The following is a 24781-nucleotide window of genomic DNA, read 5'->3' as shown; positions in this document are numbered from 1 at the left end:
AAGCAAGCTGCTTGAAAAAAGAGACGCTTTTTCATTTTGTGACGGTGATGAGTTCATCTTGGTGATGGTGGAGTTGATCATTTTCGACGTGCAGACGCACCGTCGTCTGACCGGGGGCGTTCAATGTGACTTTTCCGCTGTATGCATCACCTTTTTTAGTTAATGGAACATAATTATGTTTTTCAATACCGGTTTCAATGACTTCGACTTGAACGTTCGCCTTTAATGGTTTTCCATCGAGAAAAACGTGAAAGGAGACAGGGAGGTCAGCACCAGCCTTTACTTTCGTCGCACCCATATAATGGACAGACAGACCATCGACGGCTTCGTGTTCATGCGATGCTTCCTCTTTTTCATGTGAATGATCCATGACGACAAAAGAGATCTTATCCATGTGATGGAGTCCTTTTTTATCATTAATATGATAGAGACCTTCGTATTCACCTTCAGCAAGTTTGGCTTCTGCTTGATAGAAACCTGTCTTTTTCAAGGTTGCTTTGAATTTTTGATGTGCCCCATCTTGTTTTCCAGCTTTCCAAACTTCAAACGTCACGTCCTCAAGGTTGACGGGCTTTTTCTTTTCGACCGCGGATGCTTTAAAGACGACGGCATCTTCATCCATTGTCTTTGCTGGGATATCGACAGTGACGTCGACGGTCGGTTTTCCGGCCCCTTGCATGTTATCGTGATCCATTGCCTGCTTTTCATTCCCACATCCTGCAAGTACGATCCCTGTCGACAGAATGAGACCGGAGTAAAGCCATGCCTTTTTCATGATGATTCCCCCAACTATTCGTTTACTAAGTAAAAATTCCATATTTAGTATAGCAACAAGATGTGAACTCCGAACGAAATAAATGTGAAGATAAAAAGTCAATTAATCAGCGGAATAGGGGGAAATCGCTGTCAGTTGTTTTTTACGTTCATCGTTTACGAATGGCCAAATCAATCGTTTGACGGTCTCCCAATTTTTTTCTTCAATTTCAGGACGTCTTGGAATTGCGGGATAAAGTGGTGACGGATCATGCCAGTGCGTGGGTGGCGCTATTTCCTGTCCGCCCCATCGTTCTTGCCATGCAATTGGAATTTCCCCGTGAAAAGGATCTTGTCCTGTCATGGCAGCAAAAACCTGACTCCACGCGCGAGGAACGACACGATACCAATCATAACCACCGCCGCCTAAAGCAACGATTTTTCCATCTGTATACTTTTCTGCCGCAGCCACAGCGATTTGAGGAATCTTTTCATAACTTTTCATCGTTAAGGATAGATGCGTCAATGGGTCAAGCACGTGCGCATCAGCGCCATTTTGTGTGATGATGAGATCCGGTTGAAACAACTCGCATGCCTCAAAGAGTGCCGTCTCATAAGCAAGTAAAAACGAATCGTCTTCCGTAAAAGCATCCAGTGGTACATTCCAGCTAAAACCGTATCCTTCTTCAGATCCTCTCTCCGTTACCATCCCCGTTCCTGGAAATAAGTAGCGCCCCGTTTCATGGAGAGATAGTGTCATGACATCATTTCGATTATAAAAGGCCCATTGCACACCATCCCCGTGGTGAGCATCCGTATCGACATAAAGGATTTTACAGTGATATTTTTCAATCATCGCCGCCATGGCGACAGCCGTATCGTTATAGACACAAAACCCTGAAGCACGTCCGCGGAACCCGTGATGTAATCCACCGCCGATATGAAAGGTGCGTTTATACTGACCAGATAAGACGAGGTCACATGCTTCAATCGTTCCGCCGACAAGGAGGGAAGCACCCGAATGCATGTCTTGAAACAAGGGAGTATCTTCCGTACCAAGACCGTACATCTGTGCCTTGAGTGGTGATAATACTCCGGTTCCGGCTGCTTTGACAGCAGCAATATAATCCTGATCATGAACGAGTGCCAATTCTTCATCGGTCGCATGACGTGGGGCGATACAAGGGATGTCATCTAATTGATGCATCGATTCAAGCAAGGAAACGGTTAATTCGAGACGGATTGGGTTAAATGGGTGGGTCTCGGAAAATCGATAGGTTGCTTCTTCAGGACTATACAGATAAGCAAAATCCTTCATCTGCTCACATCCGGTCCAAGTACATCGAATCCTTCTTTGCGTAACTTCTCGATGATCCGAATTGGATTCATCGTCTGAACACGAAACGCAACAATCCGGACATAAGGATCGTCTGTTGGATACACGAGTACATTTAAAATATTAATATTCGTTTTAGCAAGCAGTGCGGAAATCTTCGCTAATGTACCTGCTGTATTCTCGACACGGATCTCGATTTGGGAACTTGGTTCGAGTGCACCCGTCAACTGAACGAATGTCCGTAACAGATCCGTTTCCGTGACGATACCGACAAGACGTCGACCGCGGACGATTGGCAGGCAGGATAAGCGATATTCATAAAACAGCACAGCCGCATCTTCTAGAAAATCAAGCGGATGGGCCGTGACAGGGCTTTCGATCATAATGCTTGAAACGGGATACTGTAGGTCTTGTTTTGCTGTGTCCGGATGAAAGATGCTACTCGCGCTTTGAATTTCCTTTAGTCCGACAAGACCGACGAGTTCATGACGGGCATTAACGACGAGAATATGACGAATCTGATGACGTTGCATGAGTTCAACCGCATGCGCGATGGAATTCGTCGGTTGCATCGTGATGCACGTCGTATTCATGATTTGTTCGATTAACATGACGATTCCTCCTCGAGCTCAGTCATACATGAAGCGTCTTCTCAAGCGTAGCGCATCAAAATGAGCGACGACTTCAGGTGAGACGTGTTTTCCGATACGTGCCATCAGGCAGTTAGCAGGGTGGGAGGCGATTTCCGGATCATCGGTCGGGAAAAAGACAAGACCACCATGGTTCATCATCTTCTCCATGATCTTCCGGTAATCCCACACTGATAGTCCACTCCCTTTTAAGTCCCAATGCCAATAATATTCAGTCGTTAGAATTAAATAATGTTCCATGGCAGGATCTAGCATGGAGATTTCAAGCAATTTTTTACCAATCTGTTGTCCGCGGAACCGAGAGGAGACTTCAATCGCCCCGAGTTCCAAGATGTACGGATTGTTTCCCTCACTCCATGTTTCATAGGGATCAGGATATAAGTAAGTCACATAACCGATGATTTCCGTTCCTTGACGAGCGACGATGATCCGTCCTTCTTCAAGGTCTGCGATCTCAACGAGCGCTTGATGTTGTTCAGCGGGTGGACGAAAAGCCGTTAACCCTGAATCGAGTGTATACGTTGCTAGTGTTTGACTCGGTACGGGACCTTCGATGTCAACAGGACCGAGTGATGTTTCATGCGTCCGATGATTGAATTGTTTTTCAAACATGTAAGCGTCACCACCTTCCTACTCATTATAGACGAAAGCGCTTGAGTAAAGAGAGGGATTTTTTAACAAATTGACGGCAAATGGATTGAACTGACGGATAACTAGCTTATAATAAAGAGGAAAACATAGAAGGGGAGGAACGAGACATGAAAGTTTTGAAAGCGCTTCCGGGGAAGCATTGGTTAGCAGAGTATGATGAAACGAACACGTACGACTGGAAAGATGCTGAGCAGTACTTTTCATGGGCGACAACGGGGAAAGTCAACATGGCCTATGAAGCAATAGACCGCCACGCAGAAGGCGAGCGGGCGAACAAGGATGCGCTGATCTATTTCGATGGAATGACGGAACAACGATTCACCTATGCAGACATGAAACGATTGACGAATAAAGCGGCAAACGTATTAGTCGATGCAGGAGTCAAAACGGGTGACCGGATTTTCATCTTCATGCCACGCTCACCAGAACTGTACTTTGCCCTACTTGGTGCACTGAAAGTAGGGGCGATCGTCGGTCCGTTGTTTGAAGCATTCATGGAACAAGCTGTTCGTGATCGTTTAGTTGATTCTGAAGCGAAACTACTCGTGACAACGAAAGCGTTGCTCCCGCGTGTTCCAGTTGGGGAACTGGAATCACTTGAAAAAGTAGTACTCGTTGATGAAGGCGTTGAAGAATCAGAAACATTACTTGATTTCCGAAAAGCGTTCAAACAAGCATCCGATGTATTCGAACCGGTCTGGTTGGATCGTGAAGACGGATTGATCTTGCACTATACTTCAGGATCGACAGGGAAGCCAAAAGGTGTCCTCCATGTTCAAAATGCGATGATTCAGCATTTAATGACAGGACGTTGGGTACTCGATCTACAAGAAGACGATGTCTACTGGTGCACGGCTGATCCAGGGTGGGTCACAGGAACAAGTTACGGTATCTTCGCACCGTTCTTAAATGGGGCAACGAACGTAGTTGTCGGTGGACGTTTCAATCCAGATTTCTGGTATAGTGTTATCGAGAAGTATAACGTAACGGTCTGGTATAGCGCGCCAACTGCTTTCCGGATGTTAATGGGAGCGGGGGCGGACGTCGCGAATCACCATGATCTTTCAAGTCTTCGTCATGTGTTGTCTGTCGGAGAACCATTGAATCCAGAAGTTATTCGTTGGGGAAAAGAAGCATTTGACCAACGCATTCATGATACATGGTGGATGACAGAAACGGGCGCGATGATGATTTGTAACTACAAGTCGATGGACATTAAACCGGGATCGATGGGGAAACCAATTCCAGGAACCCAAGCTGCGATCATTGATGATCAAGGAAACGAGTTACCACCGTTCCGGATGGGTAACCTTGCCTTGAAAACACCGTGGCCATCGATGATGCGTCAAATTTGGAACAATCCACAAAAATATGAATCCTATTTCTTTAAAGGATGGTATGTGTCAGGCGATTCTGCCTATATGGACGATGAAGGCTATTTCTGGTTCCAGGGGCGTGTTGATGACGTCATCATGACCGCTGGAGAACGGGTCGGTCCGTTTGAAGTTGAAAGCCGTCTCGTTGAGCACCCAGCAGTCGCGGAAGCCGGAGTCATCGGGAAACCAGACCCGGTGCGAGGCGAAATCATTAAGGCATTCATTGCCTTACGTGATGGTTATGAGCCAACGGATGAATTAAAACAAGAAATCCAAGCATTCGTCAAGGAAGGTCTAGCTGCTCACGCGGCCCCAAGAGAAATTGATTTCCGAGATAAGTTGCCGAAGACACGAAGTGGTAAAATCATGCGCCGTGTTCTGAAAGCATGGGAGTTGAACTTGGAAACGGGCGATTTATCGACGATGGAGGATTGAACATGAAAAAAGGATGAATCACCGAAACAGGTGATTCATCCTTTTTGTTAGTTTTCAGAAGCAGCATCTTTTTTCTTTTCATCTTGTTTCTTTTGTTGCTCTTGCTGTTTCTTCGCATCTGCCTCTTTTTTCTTAGCGTCCGCTTCAGCTTTCTTTTTTGCATCGGCTTCAGCTTTTGCTTTTGCATCGGCTTCAGCTTTCTTTTTTGCATCGGCTTCAGCTTTTGCTTTTGCATCAGCTTCGGCTTTTGCGTCGGCTTTTGCTTTTGCGTCGGCTTTTGCTTTTGCATCGGCAGCACGTTTTGCGTCATCTGCTGCTTTTTTCTTTGCCTCAGCATCTGCTTTTTCTTTAGCTTGATCTTGTTGTTTTTGTTGATCTTCTTTCTTCTGTGCGTCTGCCTCTTTTTTCTTTTCTTCTACTTCTTTCTGTTTCTTCGCTTCGGCTTTTTTCTTTGCTTCTTCTGCTTTTTTCTTCTTATCTTCTTCTTTGAAGCGACCACTGTTTTGGAAGTCATTTGCTGTTACAGAAGATGGTTGCGTGAAGCGGGCACCAGATTTGAAGTAACTGCTGTTCGCACCATACGATGCATTCGCCATCTGTGACCAGAGCGTCTGCGTACGTTGGTAGTACGTTGACGGACCGATGAGTGAGTTGTTCTGGTCGTGTCCTGTCCAGACGGCAAGGGTTACACCAGGAGTAGAACCAACAAGATAAGAGTCTTTGACATCGTTGGTCGTACCCGTCTTACCGGCCCAATCTCCCGGTACGTTCAATCTAGCTTTAGCGAACGTCGCTGTACCTTTCGTGAAGACACCACGCATCATATCAAGTGTCAGGTAAGCTGTTCGTGGTTCATAGATCCGTTTTTTCTTCGGTTTTGCTTTATAGATATCTTTTCCGTCTTTCGTGATTTTCGAGATGATGTACGGTTGGACGAATTCACCATAGTTGGCAAGTGTCGCGTAAGCACCTGCGAGTTCGACAGGTGTGATTTCCATCGTTCCGAGTGCCGCAGAAGGGGCATAACGGATCGCATCAGGTACTTCAACTCCCATATCGACGAGTTTTTGAATCGAATTCGACATGTTCATCTTCTCGTAAATCTTAACGGCCGGTACGTTCAATGATAGTTCTAATGCCGTACGAACCGTTACATTACCACGGTAACGTCCACCTTCGTTCTTGATCGGACGGTCGCCAGGTTGACGTGGTACAGTCTGGTAGTAGTACTCCTCATCATTAACGGTAGACCCTGGTGTGATCAAGCGATTTTCAATCCCGTTCGAGTAAACGAGGATTGGTTTTGCCGTTGACCCGATTTGACGTTTGGCTTGGAATGCCCGGTTGAAATCGTCAGCTTTTCCATCCATATACCGTCCGCCGACGAATCCGAGGATACGTCCCGTTTCATTTTGAACCATGACTGCTGCTGTTTCTTCTGGATCCTGTTTCGAAACGCTTTTTTTCGTTTTTGGATCGACGACTTGTTTGTATTGCATGCTTCCTGGGAAGTTCGCACTGTTCTTCGCAGGTTGTTGCATCGCTTCATGAATTTTTTTATCAAGTGTCAAGTGAACTTTGTAGCCGCCTTGGCGCAGTGCAACAAGTGCTTGATCTTGATAGTTGGCACGCACTTCTGCCAGTTCAGACGGTTTCACTTCATCTTCTTTCACGCCATCTTGTTTCATCAGATACTTTGTCATGATTTTCGTCGCTTCACGTTCGGCTAAATCGTAGACATACGGATACGTATCACGAGAACGTTTTGATTGTTTCGCGAAATCTTTCGTAATATCATGCTTGATTGCTTTTTCGTACTGTTCCTTCGTGATGTTTTTCGCGACATACATCCGCTTCAATACTGTTTTCATCCGGTTGACGCTTGGCGTCAAGTCCTTTTTGACAACGCCACCTTGAAGGTAAGGGGTGTAGTAATAAGGGTTTTTAGGAATCCCAGCGAGAAAAGCTGCTTGTGGTAACGTCAGTTTTTTCGCGGATTTGTTGAAAACTCCTTGTGATGCAGCCTCGATCCCAGCGATGTTACGACCGAGTGAATTGCGACCGAATGAGACGACATTCAAATACGCTTGTAAAATTTCATCTTTTGACATCGCGTTTTCAAGGCGCAATGCTAAAAGAATTTCTTTCGCTTTCCGTTCGAATGAGACTTCGTTCGTCAAGATTTGGTTTTTGATTAATTGTTGTGTTAGCGTACTTCCGCCTGTGCGCGACGCAGAATTCGTTAGTTCTTGTAGAACTGCTCGTAATGTCGCTTTTGGAACGACACCATCGTGTTGATAGAAGTCTACATCTTCCGTTGATAAAAGCGCATCGATCAAGTAAGGAGAAATCTTCTTGATATCGACAGGCTGACGTTCTTCATCTGTTGAGATGTTCGTCAGCTTTTCACCACTTCCCCAATAAATTTGGCTTGTGACGGCATAGCTGTTGACTTGTTGTTTCATTTCAGTCAATGGTGGTGCTTTTGTGTCCTTGACGAGCGAAGCGAAATAGCCGCCCGCTGCACCAACAGAAAAACTACCGACGAGTAAGACAGCTATGATGAGGAACAAAATGATGTTCCATGAAACATCATATGTGATATTTGACCAGTGCCGAACGGCTTTCGTCCGGGGATGATTCCAAAACTTGAACCAGTTCTCGCGCATAAATGATCTCCTTTGCATCTTAAACTTAGGTGTAAATTAATATTAAATCACAGATAGACGTATTATACCATAAATCTACTAATGAAATCGGACTTGACAGCGGATTCGCCTTCGACGTATCATGAAACCATCTTATTTTCGTATATTGCGCTAAACCATGATCGGAATATAGTAGTAAGTCACTCCCTGTGACAGAGACCTAGTGGTGCTGCGAACTAGGACACAGTGAACTTATGAATTACGCTTCCAGGAGTTTCTTGAGAAATCAAGCGGTCCGTCCCGTTATCGACGAACCAAGTGGTCCTTTTACACAAAAGGACAATTAGGGTGGTACCACGGAATATTCCGTCCCTTCGTTTTAGACGAAGGGACGGTTTTTTTTGTTAATAGTGAACTTTAGGAGGAGAAACAATGACGTTATTAGAGGATTTAGAATTTCGCGGGTTAATTAACCAAATGACAGATGAAGAAGGGCTGAAAACACTACTCGAGAATCCGACGACGCTTTACACAGGCTTCGATCCAACAGCAGATTCACTTCACATCGGACACTTGTTGCCGATTTTAGTCTTAAAACGATTCCAACAAGCGGGTCACCATGTCGTAGGTCTCGTTGGAGGGGCAACTGGGATGATTGGGGATCCGAGTGGTCGCGCAACGGAACGGTCATTGAACACATCGGATATCGTCGAAGAGTTCGCGAATCGGATTAAAGATCAACTGTCACGTTTCTTACCACTTGAAGGTGAAAATCCGGTCACGATCGCCAATAACTTAGACTGGACGAAAGATTTGACAATCATCGATTTCTTACGTGATATCGGAAAACACTTCCCGGTCAGCTACATGCTTGCGAAGGACTCTGTTGATTCACGTCTTCAAAACGGTATCTCATTCACTGAGTTCTCATACATGTTACTTCAATCGTTTGACTTCTTGAAACTTTACGAAGACAAAGGATGCCGTCTTCAAGTAGGAGGTAGTGATCAGTGGGGGAACATCACAGCAGGAATGGAGCTGATTCGTCGTGCTGGTCATGAAGAAAAAGCATTTGGATTGACAGTACCGCTCGTTACGAAAGCGGATGGTCAGAAATTCGGTAAGACAGCTGGCGGTGCGGTCTGGTTAGATGCTGATAAAACGTCACCGTACGAGTTCTACCAGTTCTGGTTCAATGTAGACGATCTCGACGTCATCAAGTTCTTGAAATACTTCACGTTCTTGACGCACGAAGAACTCGATGCACTTGCAGAAGAAGTCAAGGCAGCACCAGAGAAGCGCGTCGCACAACGTCGTCTTGCAGAAGAAATGACGGTTCTCGTCCACGGTGAAGAAGGTCTGACACAAGCACAACGTATTACGACGGCACTCTTTAGCGGAGATATTAAATCGTTGCAAGTCGAAGATATCGAAGATGCCTTCAAAGGCATGCCACGCTTTACACTTGGCGAATCAAACAACCTCGTCGACGTGCTCGTTGAGGCGAAGATTAGTCCGTCAAAACGTCAGGCACGTGAAGACGTCACGAACGGTGCGATCTACCTCAACGGAGAACGCGAGCAAGACTTAACGAAAGAAATCACTGAATCAGATGCAATCGGTCGCTTTACGATTGTACGTCGCGGAAAGAAAAAATACTTTGTCGTCGAGCATGCTTGATGATATACGAAACGCTCTCTGCACATAGATGCAGAGAGCGTTTTATTTTTTTTAAGCTGTCCGGAATAAGCGGAGTGGTAACAAACGAACGGCGATCGTCGTGGCAATGACGGCCTTGATCGTATCCCATAGGATGAAGGGGTAGTTGATCGCAAAAGCATCTTTAAACGACAGATCGAGTACAGCCATCAGACCGAATGTTCCGAGCAGGTAAACTAAACCAAGTCCGAAGACGATCATTCCAATGAAGAGGGGAACGAAGCGATGCGTTTTTTCAGCAACCAGTCCAATGAAGAAGCCTGCAATCGGAAAGGCAATCAAATAACCGGCAGTTGGTCCGACGAATGGAGCTAGTCCACCTTTTCCGCCGAGAACAGGTAGACCAGCTGCTGCGAGCAATAAGAAGATCAAGACAGCAAGTCCACCACGTTTTCCACCGAGGATCGCACTGACCGTCATGATGGCGAGCATCTGGAGTGTGATCGGAACAGCACCGACGAGTTGGATTTGTGGCATAGAACTGACGGCTGCAATGATGGCAGCACCGAGGGCGATGAACGTTAAATCTCTTGTTTTCATGAATGAAGTCCTCTTTTCTATTTGTGTTAACTATGTATGTTTATAGGTTAACACAAATAAATAATTGGCGTCACTCTTTTTTTAAGACCAGGTATACATTTTCATGATATGTACAAAAAAAGCACCCACCGAAGTGAGTGCTGGAACAATCGATTAACGTGAGTAGTACTCGACGACGAGTTGTTCTTGGATTTGATCGTTCAATTCAGAACGCTCAGGAAGACGGACGAACGTTCCTTCGAGCTTCTCAGCATCGAAAGTAACGAAGTCTTTAGTTGCTGGAGCAACTTCGAGTGCTTCTTTGATAACGACAAAGTTCTTCGATTTTTCGCGAACTGAGATCGTTTGACCTGGTTTCACGCGGAACGACGGGATGTCGACGCGAGCGCCATCAACTTGGATGTGACCATGGTTGACGAGCTGACGAGCAGCACGACGTGTACGAGCCATACCCATACGGTAAACGACGTTATCAAGACGTGTTTCAAGTAAGAACATGAAGTTCTCACCGTGGATACCAGGCATTTTGCCAGCATCGTTGAACATACGGTTGAATTGGCGTTCGTTTACTCCGTACATGTGACGAAGCGTTTGCTTCGCTTGAAGTTGAAGACCGTACTCAGACATTTTACGACGGCTGTTACCGTGTTGTCCTGGAGCGTACGGACGTTTTGCGATTTCTTTTCCTGTTTCAGTAAGTGAGATACCGAGACGACGTGAAAGTTTCCAAGCTGGACCTGTATAGCGAGCCATAATAAGACTCCTCCTTAGTGTTCGTTATTATTTGCATAAAAATAATAACGCCATCAAACCCACGTTACGCCCATTTCATGATGTGGCACCCTCGCTTGATAGCAAAGTTACACGATGCCCCTCCGGTTATTCACCGAGTCATGAAATGTGATACGTAAGCGATTTGACCGCTATCGTTATCATTTCTGCACTTTTACAAGTATACGGTGTGGACAATCGACTGTCAATCAGAATTACAGATGACGAAGTAGTGTCGTACAGAATGCTTCTAAACCAGCTTGATCGACTTCATCGAAACGGTTGAATTCTGGACTGTCGATATCAAGTACACCGATCGTTTGGCCGTCTTTGACGAGTGGGATGACGATTTCTGAATTCGAAGCCGCGTCACACGCGATATGACCTGGGAACTGATGAACGTCTTCGATGCGTTGTGTCGTTTGTTCGGCTGCTGACGTTCCGCAGACACCACGACCGAATGGAATACGAACGCATGCTGGAAGTCCTTGGAACGGTCCGAGGACGAGTTGGTTTTGTTCCATATCTGTCAAATAAAAACCGACCCAGTTGATGCGGTCGAGGAATTGGTTGAGTAACGCACTTGCATTCGACAAGTTCGCGACTTGATTATCTTCTCCCATTAATAACGCATCCAGTTGTTTTGACAGCATGTCATATTGTTTCGTCCGGTCACCTTCATATGTCTTTGTTTCGAACATAATAAAATTCCTCCCGTGAAAAGCGTATTTTTTTTAGTTTAACGAGTTTTCATGTAGCTGACAAACAATTGATTTTTGGACAAAGGATTCAAAACAGCGGAAGAAATCAGGAAAAGCCTCTGTAAATCTATGCAAAACGGTTGCGCTATACTATTATAAGGATAAGATTATTGCGATTTAGAGAAAATCTAAAGTCGTACGACAGAGTGGAGGTCGTGACAAATGTGGGCATGGGTGATCGGAGTCATCGTCATCGTATTACTCGTCATGCTATTTAGCATGATCAGTCGAAAAAAATACTACACGAAAATCGATGAACTTGATATGCGAAAACAAGGCATCGTCAGTGCATCGATTCCAAAGGAGTTGCAGGACTTAAAGCAACTACCGATGGCGGGTGAGACGGAGACGAAGTTCAGCTCCTGGCATCAAGCGTGGGAAGAATTACTAACGGTCCATGTCGCCCAAATCGATGAAACACTTTATCGAGCGGAAGAAGCGCTTGATAAATATCGGTTCATCGCCGTCAAGAATGACCTCGAAGTAACGGAACAATTGATTGCAGAACTCGAAGGGTTGATCGATGAGATGCTTGTCGAGATGTCGACGTTCAAAACGAATCAATCGGTTCTAGCAGAATTGAAAGCGCAAGGGGAGGCCGATTCAGGGCAAGTTCGGAAATCATTACTGATTCAAGCGAATTCATTCGGTCCGGCACTCGGGCGTCTAGAAGAACGAAGTGAACAAATTGATGCGCATTGGAATGAGATGTGCCAATACGAAGCTTCAGGCGAAGTGACGAAGGCGTACGAAACAAGCTTGTTGCTTGAACAAGAAGTAGCAACGACACGTCACCTTGTCGAGCTCGTACCGAAACAATGGAAGATTCTCGCTCATGAATTGCGTCAACGGATTGATCAGCTCGGAGCGGGTTATAAGGAAATGTCGTTAGATGGGTATCCACTTGAGCCCCTCGGTCTCCAATCCGAGATTAAACGGTTCGAGGAACAACGCCTGAGTCTTGCTGAAAAAATCGAGAGACTTGAAGTCGATGGTTTGGAAGAGGCGATTCAACAGTTATCAGCCGACGTTGATCAAATGTACGATACGTTCCGTCGTGAAGTTGATGCACGTCATCAAGTGAAAAAAGAAAATCAATCCTTGAAACAAAAAGCATTACGGATGCGCGAACGGATTCATCAGTTAGCACAAGAGTTCAGTATTTTACGTGAAAAGTATGAAATCTCAGCAGATCTTGGAATTCACTACGAAACGATTCAGCGTGACGAAGAGCTACTATTTGAAGCGGCAAAAGATCTCGATGAGTCGATTGCTGGGAAAATCATTCCGTTCAGTATGCTCGAAGATCAAATGCGCGATGCGATTCGCTTAGAGGAACAGTTGATGATTCAGTACGAACGCTTTACGGTCGAACTTCAAGCGCTTCGAAAAGAAGAGACAGAAGTGCGCGAACGGATCGTCGAATGGCGTCATCAGCTCTCGCAAACACGTCTTCGTCTGAAACGACTTGGATTACCGAACTTACCAACGGAAGTCGAAGAAGCACTACGGAATGCGAATCGTTCGCTACAGACGCTTGAGACACGGCTCGAAGAGTTACCGTTTAATGTCCGATCGATCGTTGCACAAAGTCAAGACGTCCAAGAAACGTTTAAACATGTGCAAGAACGGTTAGATACATTAGTGTTCGAAGTCACGTATGCCGAACGGCTCGTCCAGTATGCGAACCGATACCGTCGCCACGACAATGAGATACATATGTCGCTGACGATCGCGGAAACGAAGTTCTTAGCGGGAGACTATGAACGTACGATCGTCTTAGCGGAACGTGTCCTAAATGAATACGATCCGGACGCGATCGAACGCATTAAACGATCGTGTGCACCAGAGGAAACGTTGCACGTTTAAATCAGGATCGACAATTCAGGGTGACCGTCATGGTCACCCTATTTTTGTAAAAAGAGGAGTGATTAGAATGGGAACACTATACGTAAACGGATTGATTCGAACGATGGCACATGAAGAGGACGTCCATTCAGCGATGTTTGTCGAGAAGACGCGGATCATCGCAATGGGGGAGGAAGGAAAACTACGTCGACGTTTCGGTAGACGTATTGATCAGATTCAAGACTTGAACGGAAAAGCTGTTTATCCAGCCTTCACAGACGCACATATTCATCTGATTGGCTACGGGGAAGCGATCAACCGTGTCGATGCCTCGCGTTATACGACGCTTGAAGCATTAGGACAAGCTTTCCTCAAGGCAGAACCAATCAATGGGATTCACGTGGCGGAAGGATATGACGAAACGAAACTTGACCGTGCGCCGACAAAAGCATGGCTGAATCAGTTGTTCCCGGACGCTCCTGCCTTATTAAAACGGACAGACCGGCATACCGCACTTGTCAACGATGTTTTATTCCAACAGCTCGGCTATAAAGCATCGACTGTCATCGATGGTGGAAAGATCGGCTTATCGGATAACGGCGAAGCTGACGGATTTTTGTACGATGCGGCGCTTGAACCTTTGTATGCGTTACAAGCTGGAAACTTAGAACGAAATAAATCGTCACTCCGATCAGCAATCAAGAGTTTGTATCAATACGGCATCATTGCGGCACATACAGAAGATTTATCGTATCACGGAGATGTCGCGGAAGTCCTCCAAGCATATAAAGAAGTGACAGAAGAGACAGGCTTCCATACACATCTACTCGTTCATCATCTTATCATCGATGAGTTCGTGCAACAGCAACCAATTTTGCCATCAACGATGTCAATTGGTGCGATGAAACTATTCGTCGACGGCGCACTCGGAGGACGGACAGCTCTTCTCGGTCGTGGTTATTCTGATGATCCGACGACACGTGGTATCGAAGTGCATACACCAGAACAACTCGAACAACTCGTCAAGCGTGCACGTAGTTACGGGTTTACAGTTGCGGCACATGTCATCGGTGATTTAGCGATTGAACGATTCGTACAGGTGCTCGAGAAATATCCAGCACCAAAAGGCAAGCGGGATCGGATCATTCATGCGACGGTCGTTCGACCAGAAACGCTTGCACGAATTCGGAAGTTACCGGTCTTGATTGACGTTCAACCGGTCTTTTTACTGGATGACGCAGACTTTATCGTCGATCGACTCGGATTGAACCGCTTAGACTGGAGTTATCGTTTACGTTCGTTAGCTGAGACCGGCGCATTATTATGCGGTGGGGCAGATGCGCCGATCTCTGACCCCGATGTCCGGCGTTCCCTGTATGCAGCGACGGAAGGAACAGCGGGACGTGTCAATAAGGCGAATGAGACGTTATCGATGTACGAAGCCTTGTTACTCTTTACGAAAAATCCACATCTCGCGACCGAGACACATGGACGCAAAGGATTACTCCTACCAGGATACGATGCCGATTTCGTCATCTTTGAAGAAGACTTCTATCGCTTGCGTGGTGAAGCCATCTTGAATAACCGTTTAGTGAAGACTGTCCAAGCTGGTAAAATCGTCTATCAGGCAGAAGCAACCTTAGTTTGATGTTGCTTCTGCATAGTGCGAAATAGCTTCTGAATAAAAAGAAGATAGTCCAGGTGCATACGCATCGTAATAAGCGCGAAACCGTTCGTCGGACACGTACATCTGACCGAGTGACTCAAAAATAGATAACTCACATGGGTAATAGTACGTATCGATGAAGTCATGTTGTTCTTTCACGATTTGTTGAATGTCTGGATCTGTCGCCTTGTGCCCGTCGCGGTAGAGAGTCGTCAAGCGCTGATCGAGTTGCTTGTGCATGGCACTAAGTCTTTCTTTCTCATTTGGGGTACGTTGTTTTTGTCTTTTTGCACTGATTCGATATGCGTCGGTGTCACCGTAGTGTTCCTCGACTTCCTCTGCATGTTGCTTTTCGTGCATGACGATCTCTTCGTGACGTAAACCGCGGAATAATTGTTCATCTTTCATGGGGAGTCCTCCTATTAAAGTGAGTAATGTTTGTTCAGCGAGTTGAGCGAGCATCTGATAATGCGAAGCTTTTTCTTGAAGTAGTACAATTTGTTTTTTCAATATCGTGTGATGACTGGAGTCAGATTGTGTAAGTAATCTTTGGATTTCTGACAGCGGAAAATCAAGAGAGCGATAGAGAAGGATTTGTTGTAAACGTAAAAGATCCTCACTGCTATAATATCGGTGACCGGCATCGTTGCGCTTTGGCACAAGGAGACCGAACGTCTCATAATGATAAAGCGTTCGTTTTGTGACGCCGGTAAGTTTGGCGATTTCCTGAGTGGAATACATCATCTGTGTACCTCCTTTGATTGGAGTATAAGGGGTGACGTAACGGAAGACGCAATAAAAAAATCTGCCCTGAGGAGGCAGATTTTTTTATTGTCATAAGAATGAGCGTTGAATCTTATGCCAAAATGTATTGTTCGTCAATTTGACGGTTTTAAGTTCTTTTTCAGAGAGCTGGATATCGACTGAATCCGTTCGTGTCAGGCTGAGTGCTTCGTTATCCATCCCGATGATCGGATAATCGTTTCCGTCCTCAATGATGCGTAACGAGAGTTTCCGTCCGCGGTTCAATAGGAAAGCAGAACCGAGTGTCCGGTACCGGTTATTGTTAACGGAAGCGATCTCGCTGACTTGAAGACAGTGGATCAATGGATCGACGATCGCACCAGAAAGTGACTTGTTATAAGCCGTAGATCCCGTCGGTGTTGAGATGACCATTCCATCCCCGCGGAATGTCTCAAACAGGAAGTCATCGATATAGACTTCGATTGCGAGTGATTTGATGATGCTCGACTTTACGGAACATTCGTTCAGACAGAGCATCGGTGGTCCACCGTTGATGGATGCTTCAAGTAGTGGATAACGACGTACTTCGATTTCGCCATCCGAGACACGATTGCCCGTCTCTTTAAAGATTGCTTCGACCGCAGAAAGATCATTGATATCAAAGTCACAGTAGAACGAGTTTGGTCCTTCAGCGAATCCGACATAGATCGCATCATCACGGAAACCTGTGAAGCGTGCCGCCTGCAAGAAAGCCCCATCTCCACCAATCGAGACGATGATGTTTGCTTGTCGATGATCTTGGACGACATTCAGTCCGTATCGTGTACCGACATCAATCAACTTTCGCACCTGCGTCTCGTGTCTTTGTGTATTTCGGTAGTACAGGTAGACATTATTTCGAGCCATGGTCAATTCCCCCTTGAAAGCGTTTCATGAACTCTTTTATTATACCTGTTTTTTAGAAAGACGGGTACTGAAGTCCATCAATTATGGCAGAATACTTGCCATCTTCGCAGATCATTCCTATAGTTAAATAGAAAATACAGTATATCCAATCAGGGGAAAAGGGGAATTCATATGGCAACGTTTAAAGGAAATCCAATCACACTTCAAGGTACAGCGGTTCAAGTCGGACAAACAGCACCGGACTTTCAAGTGTTAGCTAACGACTTATCGCCCGTAACACGTGATACATACCAAGGTGTTCGAATCATCAGTGTCGTCCCATCAATCGATACAGGGGTATGCGATGCGCAGACTCGTAAATTTAACGAAGAAGCAGCTAAAATCGAAGGTGTGACGGTCATGACGATCTCAAACGACCTTCCGTTCGCGCAACGTCGTTGGTGTGCGTCAAGTGGTCTTGATCAAGTCGTGACATTGTCTGATCACCGTGATCTTTCATTCGGTACACAGTACGGCGTGGCAATCGAAGAATTACGTCTGCTTGCTCGCTCTGTCTTCGTCTTAGATTCGAACAACGAAATCACGTATGTCGAATACCTCGAAGAATCAACGGATGAGGTAAATTTCGAAGCAGCACTCGCTGCAGCACGTGAAGCGAAGTAAGAATGGTTTACAAACGACGCTGAAGCGTTACAATGGAACTAATGATAGAAACGGCTCCCGCTCTACGGGGGGCCGTTTCGTTTTGGAGAGGATGACGTACATGGAGCCGTTAGAAAAGTTATATAAGGAATTAACACGTCAAACAAAACAAATCGAACGTGATCTTGATATGCCTTACCTAGAAGCGTTGACGACTGTGATTGACCGGTTGAACGATCGCCATACTGAAAATGTAGACAAAGAGGTCATTCGAAAGGCAGTATCGCTTGCTATTTTAGAAGGGATGAAACAAGCGCAACCGAACCATTTGCCGACGCCAGACAGCGTCGCTTTGTTTGCTGGTTATCTAATCGGGAAATTGGTAGGTAAGGAGGACATCCGACTACTTGAATTAGGAAGTGGAACAGGTGGTATGTTACACGCTGTCTTGAGTCAGCTTTCGACGGGCACATCTGCTGAAGCAGTTGAGGTAGATGAGACGTTAATTCGTTTATCGGCAGCGGTAACGGAATTACTCGACTATCCTGTTACGTATACGCATCAAGATGCGTTACGACCTTTGTTGCTAGATCCAGTTGATCTTGCGATGGCTGATCTCCCAGTCGGTTATTATCCGGATGAAGAGGCTGCTGCTTCTTACATCTTGAAGCGAGATGAGGGTATGAGCTATAGTCATTTCTTATTGATCGAACAAGCGATGCAATACGTCAAACCAGGTGGGTTCGGTGTTTTTGTCATTCCGAACGGTTTGTTCCAGCATGATACGGAAGGCAAGTTGAAACAGTACTTTGAATCAAAAGCGCACGTCATCGGCATTTTACAATTGCCGTTAACCATGTTCAAACAAGAACAGGCAGCAAAAAGTTATTTGATTGTCCGTAATCATTTAGCCGGTATGAAGATGCCAAAACAAGCGTTACTTGCTGAACTACCATCTTTCACAGATGCCCGTGCGTTTGGTGGTATGGTGAAACAGATTGATGAATGGATTAACACAGAATTAAAATGAATTACGCAAAGTGATTGAAATCTGTCGTTAATTTGACTATTCTAGTTGTAGAACAGAAATAGAAGAAAAACTAAACAGATGTGAATGTTCATTGGATTCAAATGGAAAAGGGGAAAAATCATGGCAAAAATTATGGCGGTAAACGCAGGTAGTTCGTCTTTGAAGTTCCAATTGCTCGAAATGCCGAACGAAACGATGATTGCAGTCGGACTCGTTGAACGTGTCGGTAAAGACGATGCAATCTTTACGATTAAATATGGTGAAGGACAAAAGTATACAGATGTCCTCCCGCTTGCAACACATAAAGAAGCAGTCGAGTTATCACTCGAAAAATTAATGGAGTTCGGAATCATCTCGTCTTACGATGAGATTAAAGGTGTCGGACATCGTGTTCTTCATGGTAAAGAAAAATATGCAGACTCTGTATTGATCACGGATGAAGTCATGCAAGATATCGAGTCGTATACAGAACTCGGACCACTTCACATTCCACCAAACTTGATCGGAATCCGGGCATTCCAAGCATTGCTTCCGGAAGTGCCGCAAGTGGCGGTCTTCGATACGGCGTTCCATCAAACGATGCCAGAAGAAAACTTCCTTTACAGCTTACCGTATGATTACTACACAGAATACGGTATCCGTAAATATGGTTTCCACGGTACGAGCCACAAATATGTTACGGAACGTGCATCTGAATTACTTGGTCGTCCATTAAAAGACCTTCGTTTGATCTCATGTCACTTAGGTAGCGGAGCATCAATCGCAGCAGTTTCGGGTGGCGAATCAATCGATACGACGATGGGCTTCACACCGCTTGAAGGAATCACGATGGGAACACGTTCTGGTTCACTTGACCCAGCTTTGATTCCATTCTTAATGGAGAAAACAGGGAAAACAGCGGAAGAAGTCTTGAACGTCATGAACAAAGAGTCTGGAATCTACGGACTCTCAGGTCTTTCAAGTGACTTGCGTGACGTCCAAACGGCTGCGAAGGAAGGAAACCACCGTTCAGAGATGGCACTCCGTATCTTCGCGAACCGTATCCACGGATACATCGGGCAATATGCTGCTGAGATGAATGGTGTTGATGCCATTATCTTCACAGCTGGTGTTGGGGAAAACTCAGATTCAATCCGTGAGCGTGTCCTACGTGGTCTCGAATTCATGGGCGTTTACTGGGATCCATCACTCAACAATGGAGCTCATGGAGAAGAACTCTTCATTAACTACCCACACTCACCAGTCAAAGTCATTATCATTCCAACGAATGAAGAATTGATGATCGCACGCGATACAGTTCGTGTTGGTGGATTGGTTGCTCAAAACGCATAATTTTTAAAAAGGACTGAATCGTTAATACGACGATTTAGTCCTTTTTTTGATGAAATCCCAGAAAAGTGATACGCGAACGTATGATCTATTGTTACGACGTTTGTCATACAACGAAAAAAGAAGCGTCATCATCGTAAAAATAAACCTAAAAAAGGGTCATTTCTTAAAAAAATGAGTCTTTTGTAACATAACGGTAATAGTACAGACATATTTTTGTGGTCTATATGTAACGGCACTACTTGCTTTTGTCATGTATATTAATCTCAGTTAACAAACACGAAACAATGATGGAGGAGAAAATACATGATGAAACGAATGCTCGCAAGTGTTTTAACGGTCGTGTTAGCACTCAGTTCGTTCGCAGGTCTTCAAGCAGAGGCTGCAACTAAGAAAAGCGTCAAGTCAACAGTCGATAGCCTAGTCATTCGTCAAAAAGCTACTACTTCTTCGAAGAAACTCGGTCTTCTATATAAGAACCAAACGTTATCGTACAAAGCAAAAACAGGGAACTGGTACAAAGTAAGCTACAAAGGTAAGACGGCTTATCTTAGCGCGAGCTACTCGAAGGTCGTGACGTCAAGCGGATCAAAAAAACAATCTACGGGCGGTTGGAAAACAGTCACGAACGTGAGTGCGACAGCCTATACACCGTATGATCCAGGCAGTGGTAACCTGACAGCAATCGGTTGGAACATCAAAAGCTCGAAAAAGAAAGTCGTAGCTGTTGATCCACGTGTCATTCCACTTCGTTCGACAGTCAAAGTGTATTATAAAGGGAAGTTGAAAGGGACATATACAGCTGCTGATACTGGCGGTGCCATCAAAGGTAAGAAGATGGATATCCTTTACTACTCTCGTTCAGAAGCATTCAACTGGGGTCGTCGTACCGTTACAGTAAAATACAAATGATTTCAAACCATCGGACATCGGTTCGATGGTTTTTTGTTTAAGCAGGTCGTCAAAAAGCCTCTCTTCCTTTGAGATGAAGGGAGAGAGGCTTTTGTTTGATAGAAGAGTGGTTCATAAACGAACGATCAAGACGTCACATTTTGCGTAACGCGTAATGCTTTCAGAGACACTACCGATGAAGAAACGCTCAACAGCGTTTAAGCCGGTCGCGCCACAGATGATTAAATCAGCATCGTGATTAGGAGCAAGTTTTTTGGCAATCGTGACTTTTGGAGAACCGTATTCAATTGCAACTTCGACTTCCTGTACACCGCGGTCTTGAGCGGTCTTGACATATTCGTCTAGCAATTCCTTCGCGTAAGATTCAGCACGTTCCGTGATGGTACGGTCATATGCTTCTACTGTTGCGAACGTCCGTGTATCAATGACGTGTGCGATGATCAATTTTGCATCATTTCGCAATGAAACATCGATTGCCGTCTCGAAGGCACGTTCTGCCTCTTTTGAGCCATCTACTGCTACAAGTACATTATGATAGACGATTGCCATGATGAATCCATCCCTTCGTAATCGATATGATGAGTACACCCTAATTATACCATTCTCTTACTGGAAGCGGACGAAACATTCAACGAGTTCTAAAAATTGTCCTACCTTTCCATTCCGTCGTAAGATGGAGTCAGTGAAAGGGGGCGATGCCAAGATGAGGCACGCGTTAATTACAGCAGGTACAAAAGGACTGGGAGAACGAGTAACACGCCAGTTATTGGAAGAAGGATGGAAAGTAACAGCGTTCCATCGTTCTGAACCCGAGTTTACACATCCGAATCTTGTGACGATTCAAGCAGACGTGACGAACCAAGAAGAAGTGGAACACGCAGCTCAACAAGCGATTAACGAGCAAGGTCGGATTGATGCGTTGATACTTAATGCAGGACCATATATATTCGAGCGGAAAGCATTAGTAGATTATAGCGATCAAGAATGGAATGAAGTCATTACCGGGAATCTGACCGCTAGTTTCTGGTTATTACGTCAAGTATTACCCGTCATGCGTAAGCAAGCCTATGGTCGAATCATCACGTATGGTTTTCCGGAAAGTGCGACAGCGCCAGGATGGGTGTGCCGGGCGGCGTTCGCTGCTGCTAAAAGCGGGATGGTGAGTTTGACGAAGAGTGTGGCGCTTGAAGAGGCAGAGCACGGCATTACGGTCAACATGGTCAATCCGGGGAACATCGTCGGTGATAACAAGACGAAACGGATTTCCGAAGCAGAGCAAGATGAAGAAACACCAGTCGGAAGAACGGGTGTCGGGGAAGATATCGCTCGCGCCATCTCCTTCTTACTCGCAGAAGAATCAAGTATGATCACAGGTGCGATTCTTGATGTGACAGGGGGCGTCAATGTCGTCCATCAATCCCGTAAGTAAATAAAAAACACCTAATCCATCGCTTGGATTAGGTGTTTTTACTGATTTAAGATGATGGAATCGATTGAAGGTGTTTTGGTGTGCGAGTTAACGCAACCGGACCTTCCGCAGTAAGATGGATATCATCTTCGATCCGGACGCCGCCGACTCCGGGAACATAGATACCTGGTTCGAGCGTGTAGACGATACCAGCTTCAGCCGTCAGTAAGTTGTTCGAAGCGAGGGACGGGAATTCGTGAACCTCGATTCCGAGTCCGTGACCAACGCGATGTGTGAAGTACTGACCGTAGCCAGCCTCTGTGATGACGTCGCGGGCTGCTTTATCCAACGAGCCGAGTGTCGTACCGATCTGACTCGCTTTTGTCGCGGCTTCAAGTGCTTGGCGGACCGTTTCATAGATTTTCGTCTGTTCTTCGCTTGCCTGACCATAAATGAAGGTCCGTGTAATGTCTGAACAGTAGCCTTTCCAAATGACACCGAGATCGAATAGGACGAAATCGCCTTCTTGGATGACGCGGTCACCTGGGACACCGTGTGGATCAGCACTGTTTGCACCAAATAGGACAAGCGTATCGAACGACATCTCGCGGACGCCTTTTTTCTTCATTTCATATTCGATTTCCGCAATGACTTCGATTTCCGTGATACCTGGACGGATCGCTTGTTTACCGATTTCGATCGCTTCATCCGCAAGTGCTGCTGCTTCTTGAAGGATAGCAATTTCTTCCGGTGTTTTCTTCAAGCGAAGCGCTTGTAAGGACTCACCAATATCAAGAATGGCTGCATTTTCAAGATGTGAGCTCAGTTCTTGATATCGACTAAACGTCATATGTTCACCTTCAATACCGATCCGATTGTTTGAATGTTCAAATGTCTTGAATAATTCAGCTAAACGATCGAATGGATTTTCATGATCCTCATACGTGACGACGTCTCCTTCCCAAGGACTCGCTGCAACGATACTTGCTTCGAGTGCCGGACAGAATAATACATGTTTGCCGGTTACATCAACGAGGACTGCCATGACACGTTCGTGTGGTTCTGCGTAGACTCCTGAAAAGTAAAAGACATTCGCCTTTGAAGTAATGACGGCTAAATCGATTCCTTGTTCTTTCAAGAAAGCACTAATGTAATTCGTACGTTCGCTCATATGTGACTCCACCTCTCTACTCATTTTCTACATAAGTATACCATCGTCCGATTCGAAAAACATTTATCGTAAATCAGACTAGTACACGTTTTCATCTTTGGAGTAGTACAGTATAATGACAGGAGAGTAGAAAAAAGGAAAAGAAGGGATACAGTATGCCTACGAAACACGAACAGATCATTCGACATATCGAAGATCTTGATGTCGGAACGAAGATTTCCGTCCGACAAATCGCGAAGGACTTGACCGTATCCGAAGGAACGGCCTATCGCGCCATCAAGGAAGCGGAGAATCTTGGGTTCGTCTCGACGATTGAACGAGTCGGAACGATTCGAATCAAAAAGAAACAAAAAGAAAATATTGAGAAGCTGACATTCGCGGAGGTCGTGAATATCGTCGATGGTCAAGTTCTCGGTGGAAGAAACGGATTACACAAGACATTGACGAAATTCGTCATTGGCGCAATGAAGCTTGAAGCGATGATGCGTTACATCGATGTCGACAGTCTCGTCATCATCGGGAACCGTGAAAAAGCACACGAACTTGTGCTTGAAGCAGGGGCCGCTGTATTGATCACCGGTGGATTTGATACAACGGAGGATGCAAAACGATTGGCGGATGAGATGGAGTTACCCATCATTTCGACGTCATACGATACATTTACGGTCGCAACGATGATCAACCGAGCGATTTATGATCGATTGATCAAAAAAGAAATCTTACTCGTCTCGGATATCTTGATCCCTTTACATGATACGTTCTATTTACAGACGACGGATCCAATTTCACGTTGGCACGAGTTGAACGAACAGACGAAACACAATCGTTACCCTGTCATCGATGAACAAATGAAGGTCGTCGGTGTCGTGACGGCGAAGGACATCATTGACCGTCCACATGACTGGGCTGTTGAAAAAGTCATGACGCGGCATCCAATTACGGTCGGCATTCGAACGAGTGTCACGAATTCTGCGCATCAGATGGTATGGGAAGGCATCGAAATGTTACCGGTCATTGACCAGTATGGGCGATTGCTTGGGATCATTAGCCGTCAAGATGTCCTCAAGGCGTTGCAACTGGCGAATCGCCAGCCGCAGGTCGGGGAGACGTTCGATGATCTGATCACAGGGCAGATTAAAGCGGCAGAGGACGAACGGGGACCGTACTTATCCCTTGAGGTTTCTCCACAAATGACGAATTTCATGGGGACTGCTTCAAGTGGTGTATTGACGACGCTTCTCGTCGAAGGGGCGACGCGAATGTTGCGTCACATGAAGAAAGGTGACCTTGTCATTGAAAACGTCAGCATCTATTTCATTAAACCTGTTCAGATCGAGAGCACGGTAACGATCCGGGCCAATGTCTTTGACGTTGGTCGGAAATTCGGGAAAGTCGATGTCGAAATGTATCAAGGTACACAAATCGTTGCGAAAGCACTCGTGACTTCGCAACTCATCGATCGTTAAGTGAATACAAAAAGAACCG

General features: G+C 45.5%; 22 protein-coding genes and 1 other annotated feature. Of the genes, 10 read left to right on the top strand and 12 right to left on the bottom strand.

The features are described from left to right. Positions 1-31: 31 nt before the first annotated feature. From ASG02_RS08985 to ASG02_RS08970, 4 genes are all read right to left on the bottom strand, one after another. Positions 32-775 (bottom strand): FixH family protein, encoded by a 744-nt coding sequence (locus tag ASG02_RS08985; RefSeq protein ID WP_155960138.1) that lies wholly within the window; start codon positions 773-775, stop codon positions 32-34. 102 nt (positions 776-877) lie between these two features. Further along, a complete protein-coding gene (locus ASG02_RS08980) occupies positions 878-2071 on the bottom strand; it encodes an acetoin utilization protein AcuC (protein ID WP_056062706.1) in 1194 nt (397 codons plus the stop codon). Next, on the bottom strand, positions 2068-2700 hold the full coding sequence (locus tag ASG02_RS08975) for an acetoin utilization AcuB family protein (protein ID WP_035406212.1): 633 nt from the start codon (positions 2698-2700) through the stop codon (positions 2068-2070). Before ASG02_RS08975 ends, ASG02_RS08980 begins: the two co-directional genes overlap by 4 nt. An 18-nt stretch (positions 2701-2718) precedes the next feature. After that, the gene (locus ASG02_RS08970; protein WP_023469064.1) at positions 2719-3351 is read right to left on the bottom strand and encodes a GNAT family N-acetyltransferase; all 633 of its coding nucleotides are present in this window, start codon (positions 3349-3351) and stop codon (positions 2719-2721) included. 146 nt (positions 3352-3497) lie between these two features. On the opposite strand from ASG02_RS08970, the gene acsA reads away from it, so the two are divergent. After that, positions 3498-5201 carry an acetate--CoA ligase gene (gene acsA, locus ASG02_RS08965; protein WP_056062704.1) on the top strand — a complete coding sequence of 568 codons (1704 nt, stop codon included), beginning with the start codon at positions 3498-3500 and terminating at the stop codon, positions 5199-5201. Positions 5202-5248: 47 nt separating this feature from the next. Here the strand turns inward: acsA and ASG02_RS08960 are convergent, their stop codons facing one another. Further along, on the bottom strand, positions 5249-7870 hold the full coding sequence (locus ASG02_RS08960) for a transglycosylase domain-containing protein (RefSeq protein ID WP_056062700.1): 2622 nt from the start codon (positions 7868-7870) through the stop codon (positions 5249-5251). Positions 7871-8018: 148 nt separating this feature from the next. Beyond that, positions 8019-8226 (top strand) — a binding site (T-box leader). A gap of 55 nt (positions 8227-8281) precedes the next feature. Between ASG02_RS08960 and tyrS the strand changes: the two genes are divergently transcribed. Further along, the gene (gene tyrS / locus ASG02_RS08955) at positions 8282-9529 is read left to right on the top strand and encodes a tyrosine--tRNA ligase (RefSeq protein WP_035406219.1); all 1248 of its coding nucleotides are present in this window, start codon (positions 8282-8284) and stop codon (positions 9527-9529) included. Positions 9530-9580: 51 nt separating this feature from the next. Here the strand turns inward: tyrS and ASG02_RS08950 are convergent, their stop codons facing one another. The 3 genes from ASG02_RS08950 to ASG02_RS08940 all read right to left on the bottom strand — a co-directional run bounded on the left by ASG02_RS08950 (position 9581) and on the right by ASG02_RS08940 (position 11580). Next, entirely contained in the window at positions 9581-10108 is a 528-nt protein-coding gene (locus ASG02_RS08950; RefSeq protein WP_056062697.1) for a biotin transporter BioY, read from the bottom strand. Between the two features lie 153 nt (positions 10109-10261). Further along, positions 10262-10861 carry a 30S ribosomal protein S4 gene (gene rpsD / locus ASG02_RS08945; RefSeq protein ID WP_035406229.1) on the bottom strand — a complete coding sequence of 200 codons (600 nt, stop codon included), beginning with the start codon at positions 10859-10861 and terminating at the stop codon, positions 10262-10264. 233 nt (positions 10862-11094) lie between these two features. Then, on the bottom strand, positions 11095-11580 hold the full coding sequence (locus tag ASG02_RS08940) for a GAF domain-containing protein (RefSeq protein WP_056062695.1): 486 nt from the start codon (positions 11578-11580) through the stop codon (positions 11095-11097). Positions 11581-11802: 222 nt separating this feature from the next. On the opposite strand from ASG02_RS08940, the gene ezrA reads away from it, so the two are divergent. Then, positions 11803-13509, top strand: coding sequence for a septation ring formation regulator EzrA (ezrA, locus tag ASG02_RS08935; RefSeq protein ID WP_056062692.1), 1707 nt, complete (start codon positions 11803-11805; stop codon positions 13507-13509). Positions 13510-13576: 67 nt separating this feature from the next. Next, a complete protein-coding gene (locus tag ASG02_RS08930) occupies positions 13577-15136 on the top strand; it encodes an amidohydrolase (protein ID WP_056062689.1) in 1560 nt (519 codons plus the stop codon). On the opposite strand, the gene ASG02_RS08925 is transcribed toward ASG02_RS08930, so the two are convergent. Together ASG02_RS08925 and ASG02_RS08920 are read right to left on the bottom strand one after the other, a co-directional pair. Continuing rightward, the gene (locus ASG02_RS08925; RefSeq protein WP_056062686.1) at positions 15128-15898 is read right to left on the bottom strand and encodes a MerR family transcriptional regulator; all 771 of its coding nucleotides are present in this window, start codon (positions 15896-15898) and stop codon (positions 15128-15130) included. The two genes, ASG02_RS08930 and ASG02_RS08925, sit on opposite strands and share 9 nt — an antisense overlap. A 90-nt stretch (positions 15899-15988) precedes the next feature. Beyond that, positions 15989-16804, bottom strand: a complete 816-nt coding sequence (locus tag ASG02_RS08920) for an NAD kinase (RefSeq protein ID WP_023469054.1) — start codon at positions 16802-16804, stop codon at positions 15989-15991. Positions 16805-16969: 165 nt separating this feature from the next. Between ASG02_RS08920 and tpx the strand changes: the two genes are divergently transcribed. The 4 genes from tpx to ASG02_RS08900 all read left to right on the top strand — a co-directional run bounded on the left by tpx (position 16970) and on the right by ASG02_RS08900 (position 20717). Further along, positions 16970-17467: a thiol peroxidase gene (gene tpx / locus ASG02_RS08915; protein ID WP_155960139.1), complete on the top strand. Its 498-nt coding sequence runs from the start codon at positions 16970-16972 to the stop codon at positions 17465-17467. A gap of 100 nt (positions 17468-17567) precedes the next feature. Next, the gene (locus tag ASG02_RS08910; RefSeq protein WP_023469052.1) at positions 17568-18476 is read left to right on the top strand and encodes a class I SAM-dependent methyltransferase; all 909 of its coding nucleotides are present in this window, start codon (positions 17568-17570) and stop codon (positions 18474-18476) included. A 120-nt stretch (positions 18477-18596) separates the two neighbouring features. Further along, positions 18597-19808 carry an acetate kinase gene (locus ASG02_RS08905; RefSeq protein WP_035406240.1) on the top strand — a complete coding sequence of 404 codons (1212 nt, stop codon included), beginning with the start codon at positions 18597-18599 and terminating at the stop codon, positions 19806-19808. 303 nt (positions 19809-20111) lie between these two features. Continuing rightward, on the top strand, positions 20112-20717 hold the full coding sequence (locus ASG02_RS08900) for a 3D domain-containing protein (RefSeq protein WP_035406242.1): 606 nt from the start codon (positions 20112-20114) through the stop codon (positions 20715-20717). A 111-nt stretch (positions 20718-20828) separates the two neighbouring features. Here ASG02_RS08900 and ASG02_RS08895 read toward each other — a convergent pair whose 3' ends face one another. Beyond that, complete coding sequence (locus tag ASG02_RS08895; protein WP_029342342.1) at positions 20829-21266, bottom strand: universal stress protein; 438 nt, start codon at positions 21264-21266, stop codon at positions 20829-20831. Positions 21267-21420: 154 nt separating this feature from the next. Between ASG02_RS08895 and ASG02_RS08890 the strand changes: the two genes are divergently transcribed. Further along, on the top strand, positions 21421-22146 hold the full coding sequence (locus ASG02_RS08890) for an SDR family oxidoreductase (RefSeq protein ID WP_035406245.1): 726 nt from the start codon (positions 21421-21423) through the stop codon (positions 22144-22146). Positions 22147-22192: 46 nt separating this feature from the next. Here ASG02_RS08890 and ASG02_RS08885 read toward each other — a convergent pair whose 3' ends face one another. Continuing rightward, on the bottom strand, positions 22193-23296 hold the full coding sequence (locus ASG02_RS08885) for a Xaa-Pro peptidase family protein (protein WP_035406247.1): 1104 nt from the start codon (positions 23294-23296) through the stop codon (positions 22193-22195). A 155-nt stretch (positions 23297-23451) separates the two neighbouring features. Between ASG02_RS08885 and ASG02_RS08880 the strand changes: the two genes are divergently transcribed. After that, on the top strand, positions 23452-24762 hold the full coding sequence (locus ASG02_RS08880; protein WP_023469046.1) for a DRTGG domain-containing protein: 1311 nt from the start codon (positions 23452-23454) through the stop codon (positions 24760-24762). Positions 24763-24781 lie beyond the last annotated feature (19 nt).

This window comes from Exiguobacterium sp. Leaf196, assembly GCF_001423965.1.
Lineage (GTDB): Bacteria > Bacillota > Bacilli > Exiguobacteriales > Exiguobacteriaceae > Exiguobacterium_A.
Note: the sequence above shows the minus strand (reverse complement) of the source record. Positions and strands in the feature narration are given on the sequence as shown.

What these genes read in the sequence shown, in the direction of transcription:
- ASG02_RS08985 (WP_155960138.1), bottom strand. Translation starts at nt 775, where the DNA reads ATGAAAAAGGCATGGCTTTACTCCGGTCTCATTCTGTCGACAGGGATC.
- ASG02_RS08980 (WP_056062706.1), bottom strand. Translation starts at nt 2,071, where the DNA reads ATGAAGGATTTTGCTTATCTGTATAGTCCTGAAGAAGCAACCTATCGA.
- ASG02_RS08975 (WP_035406212.1), bottom strand. Translation starts at nt 2,700, where the DNA reads ATGTTAATCGAACAAATCATGAATACGACGTGCATCACGATGCAACCG.
- ASG02_RS08970 (WP_023469064.1), bottom strand. Translation starts at nt 3,351, where the DNA reads ATGTTTGAAAAACAATTCAATCATCGGACGCATGAAACATCACTCGGT.
- acsA (WP_056062704.1), top strand. Translation starts at nt 3,498, where the DNA reads ATGAAAGTTTTGAAAGCGCTTCCGGGGAAGCATTGGTTAGCAGAGTAT.
- ASG02_RS08960 (WP_056062700.1), bottom strand. Translation starts at nt 7,870, where the DNA reads ATGCGCGAGAACTGGTTCAAGTTTTGGAATCATCCCCGGACGAAAGCC.
- tyrS (WP_035406219.1), top strand. Translation starts at nt 8,282, where the DNA reads ATGACGTTATTAGAGGATTTAGAATTTCGCGGGTTAATTAACCAAATG.
- ASG02_RS08950 (WP_056062697.1), bottom strand. Translation starts at nt 10,108, where the DNA reads ATGAAAACAAGAGATTTAACGTTCATCGCCCTCGGTGCTGCCATCATT.
- rpsD (WP_035406229.1), bottom strand. Translation starts at nt 10,861, where the DNA reads ATGGCTCGCTATACAGGTCCAGCTTGGAAACTTTCACGTCGTCTCGGT.
- ASG02_RS08940 (WP_056062695.1), bottom strand. Translation starts at nt 11,580, where the DNA reads ATGTTCGAAACAAAGACATATGAAGGTGACCGGACGAAACAATATGAC.
- ezrA (WP_056062692.1), top strand. Translation starts at nt 11,803, where the DNA reads ATGTGGGCATGGGTGATCGGAGTCATCGTCATCGTATTACTCGTCATG.
- ASG02_RS08930 (WP_056062689.1), top strand. Translation starts at nt 13,577, where the DNA reads ATGGGAACACTATACGTAAACGGATTGATTCGAACGATGGCACATGAA.
- ASG02_RS08925 (WP_056062686.1), bottom strand. Translation starts at nt 15,898, where the DNA reads ATGATGTATTCCACTCAGGAAATCGCCAAACTTACCGGCGTCACAAAA.
- ASG02_RS08920 (WP_023469054.1), bottom strand. Translation starts at nt 16,804, where the DNA reads ATGGCTCGAAATAATGTCTACCTGTACTACCGAAATACACAAAGACAC.
- ASG02_RS08910 (WP_023469052.1), top strand. Translation starts at nt 17,568, where the DNA reads ATGGAGCCGTTAGAAAAGTTATATAAGGAATTAACACGTCAAACAAAA.
- ASG02_RS08905 (WP_035406240.1), top strand. Translation starts at nt 18,597, where the DNA reads ATGGCAAAAATTATGGCGGTAAACGCAGGTAGTTCGTCTTTGAAGTTC.
- ASG02_RS08900 (WP_035406242.1), top strand. Translation starts at nt 20,112, where the DNA reads ATGATGAAACGAATGCTCGCAAGTGTTTTAACGGTCGTGTTAGCACTC.
- ASG02_RS08895 (WP_029342342.1), bottom strand. Translation starts at nt 21,266, where the DNA reads ATGGCAATCGTCTATCATAATGTACTTGTAGCAGTAGATGGCTCAAAA.
- ASG02_RS08890 (WP_035406245.1), top strand. Translation starts at nt 21,421, where the DNA reads ATGAGGCACGCGTTAATTACAGCAGGTACAAAAGGACTGGGAGAACGA.
- ASG02_RS08885 (WP_035406247.1), bottom strand. Translation starts at nt 23,296, where the DNA reads ATGAGCGAACGTACGAATTACATTAGTGCTTTCTTGAAAGAACAAGGA.
- ASG02_RS08880 (WP_023469046.1), top strand. Translation starts at nt 23,452, where the DNA reads ATGCCTACGAAACACGAACAGATCATTCGACATATCGAAGATCTTGAT.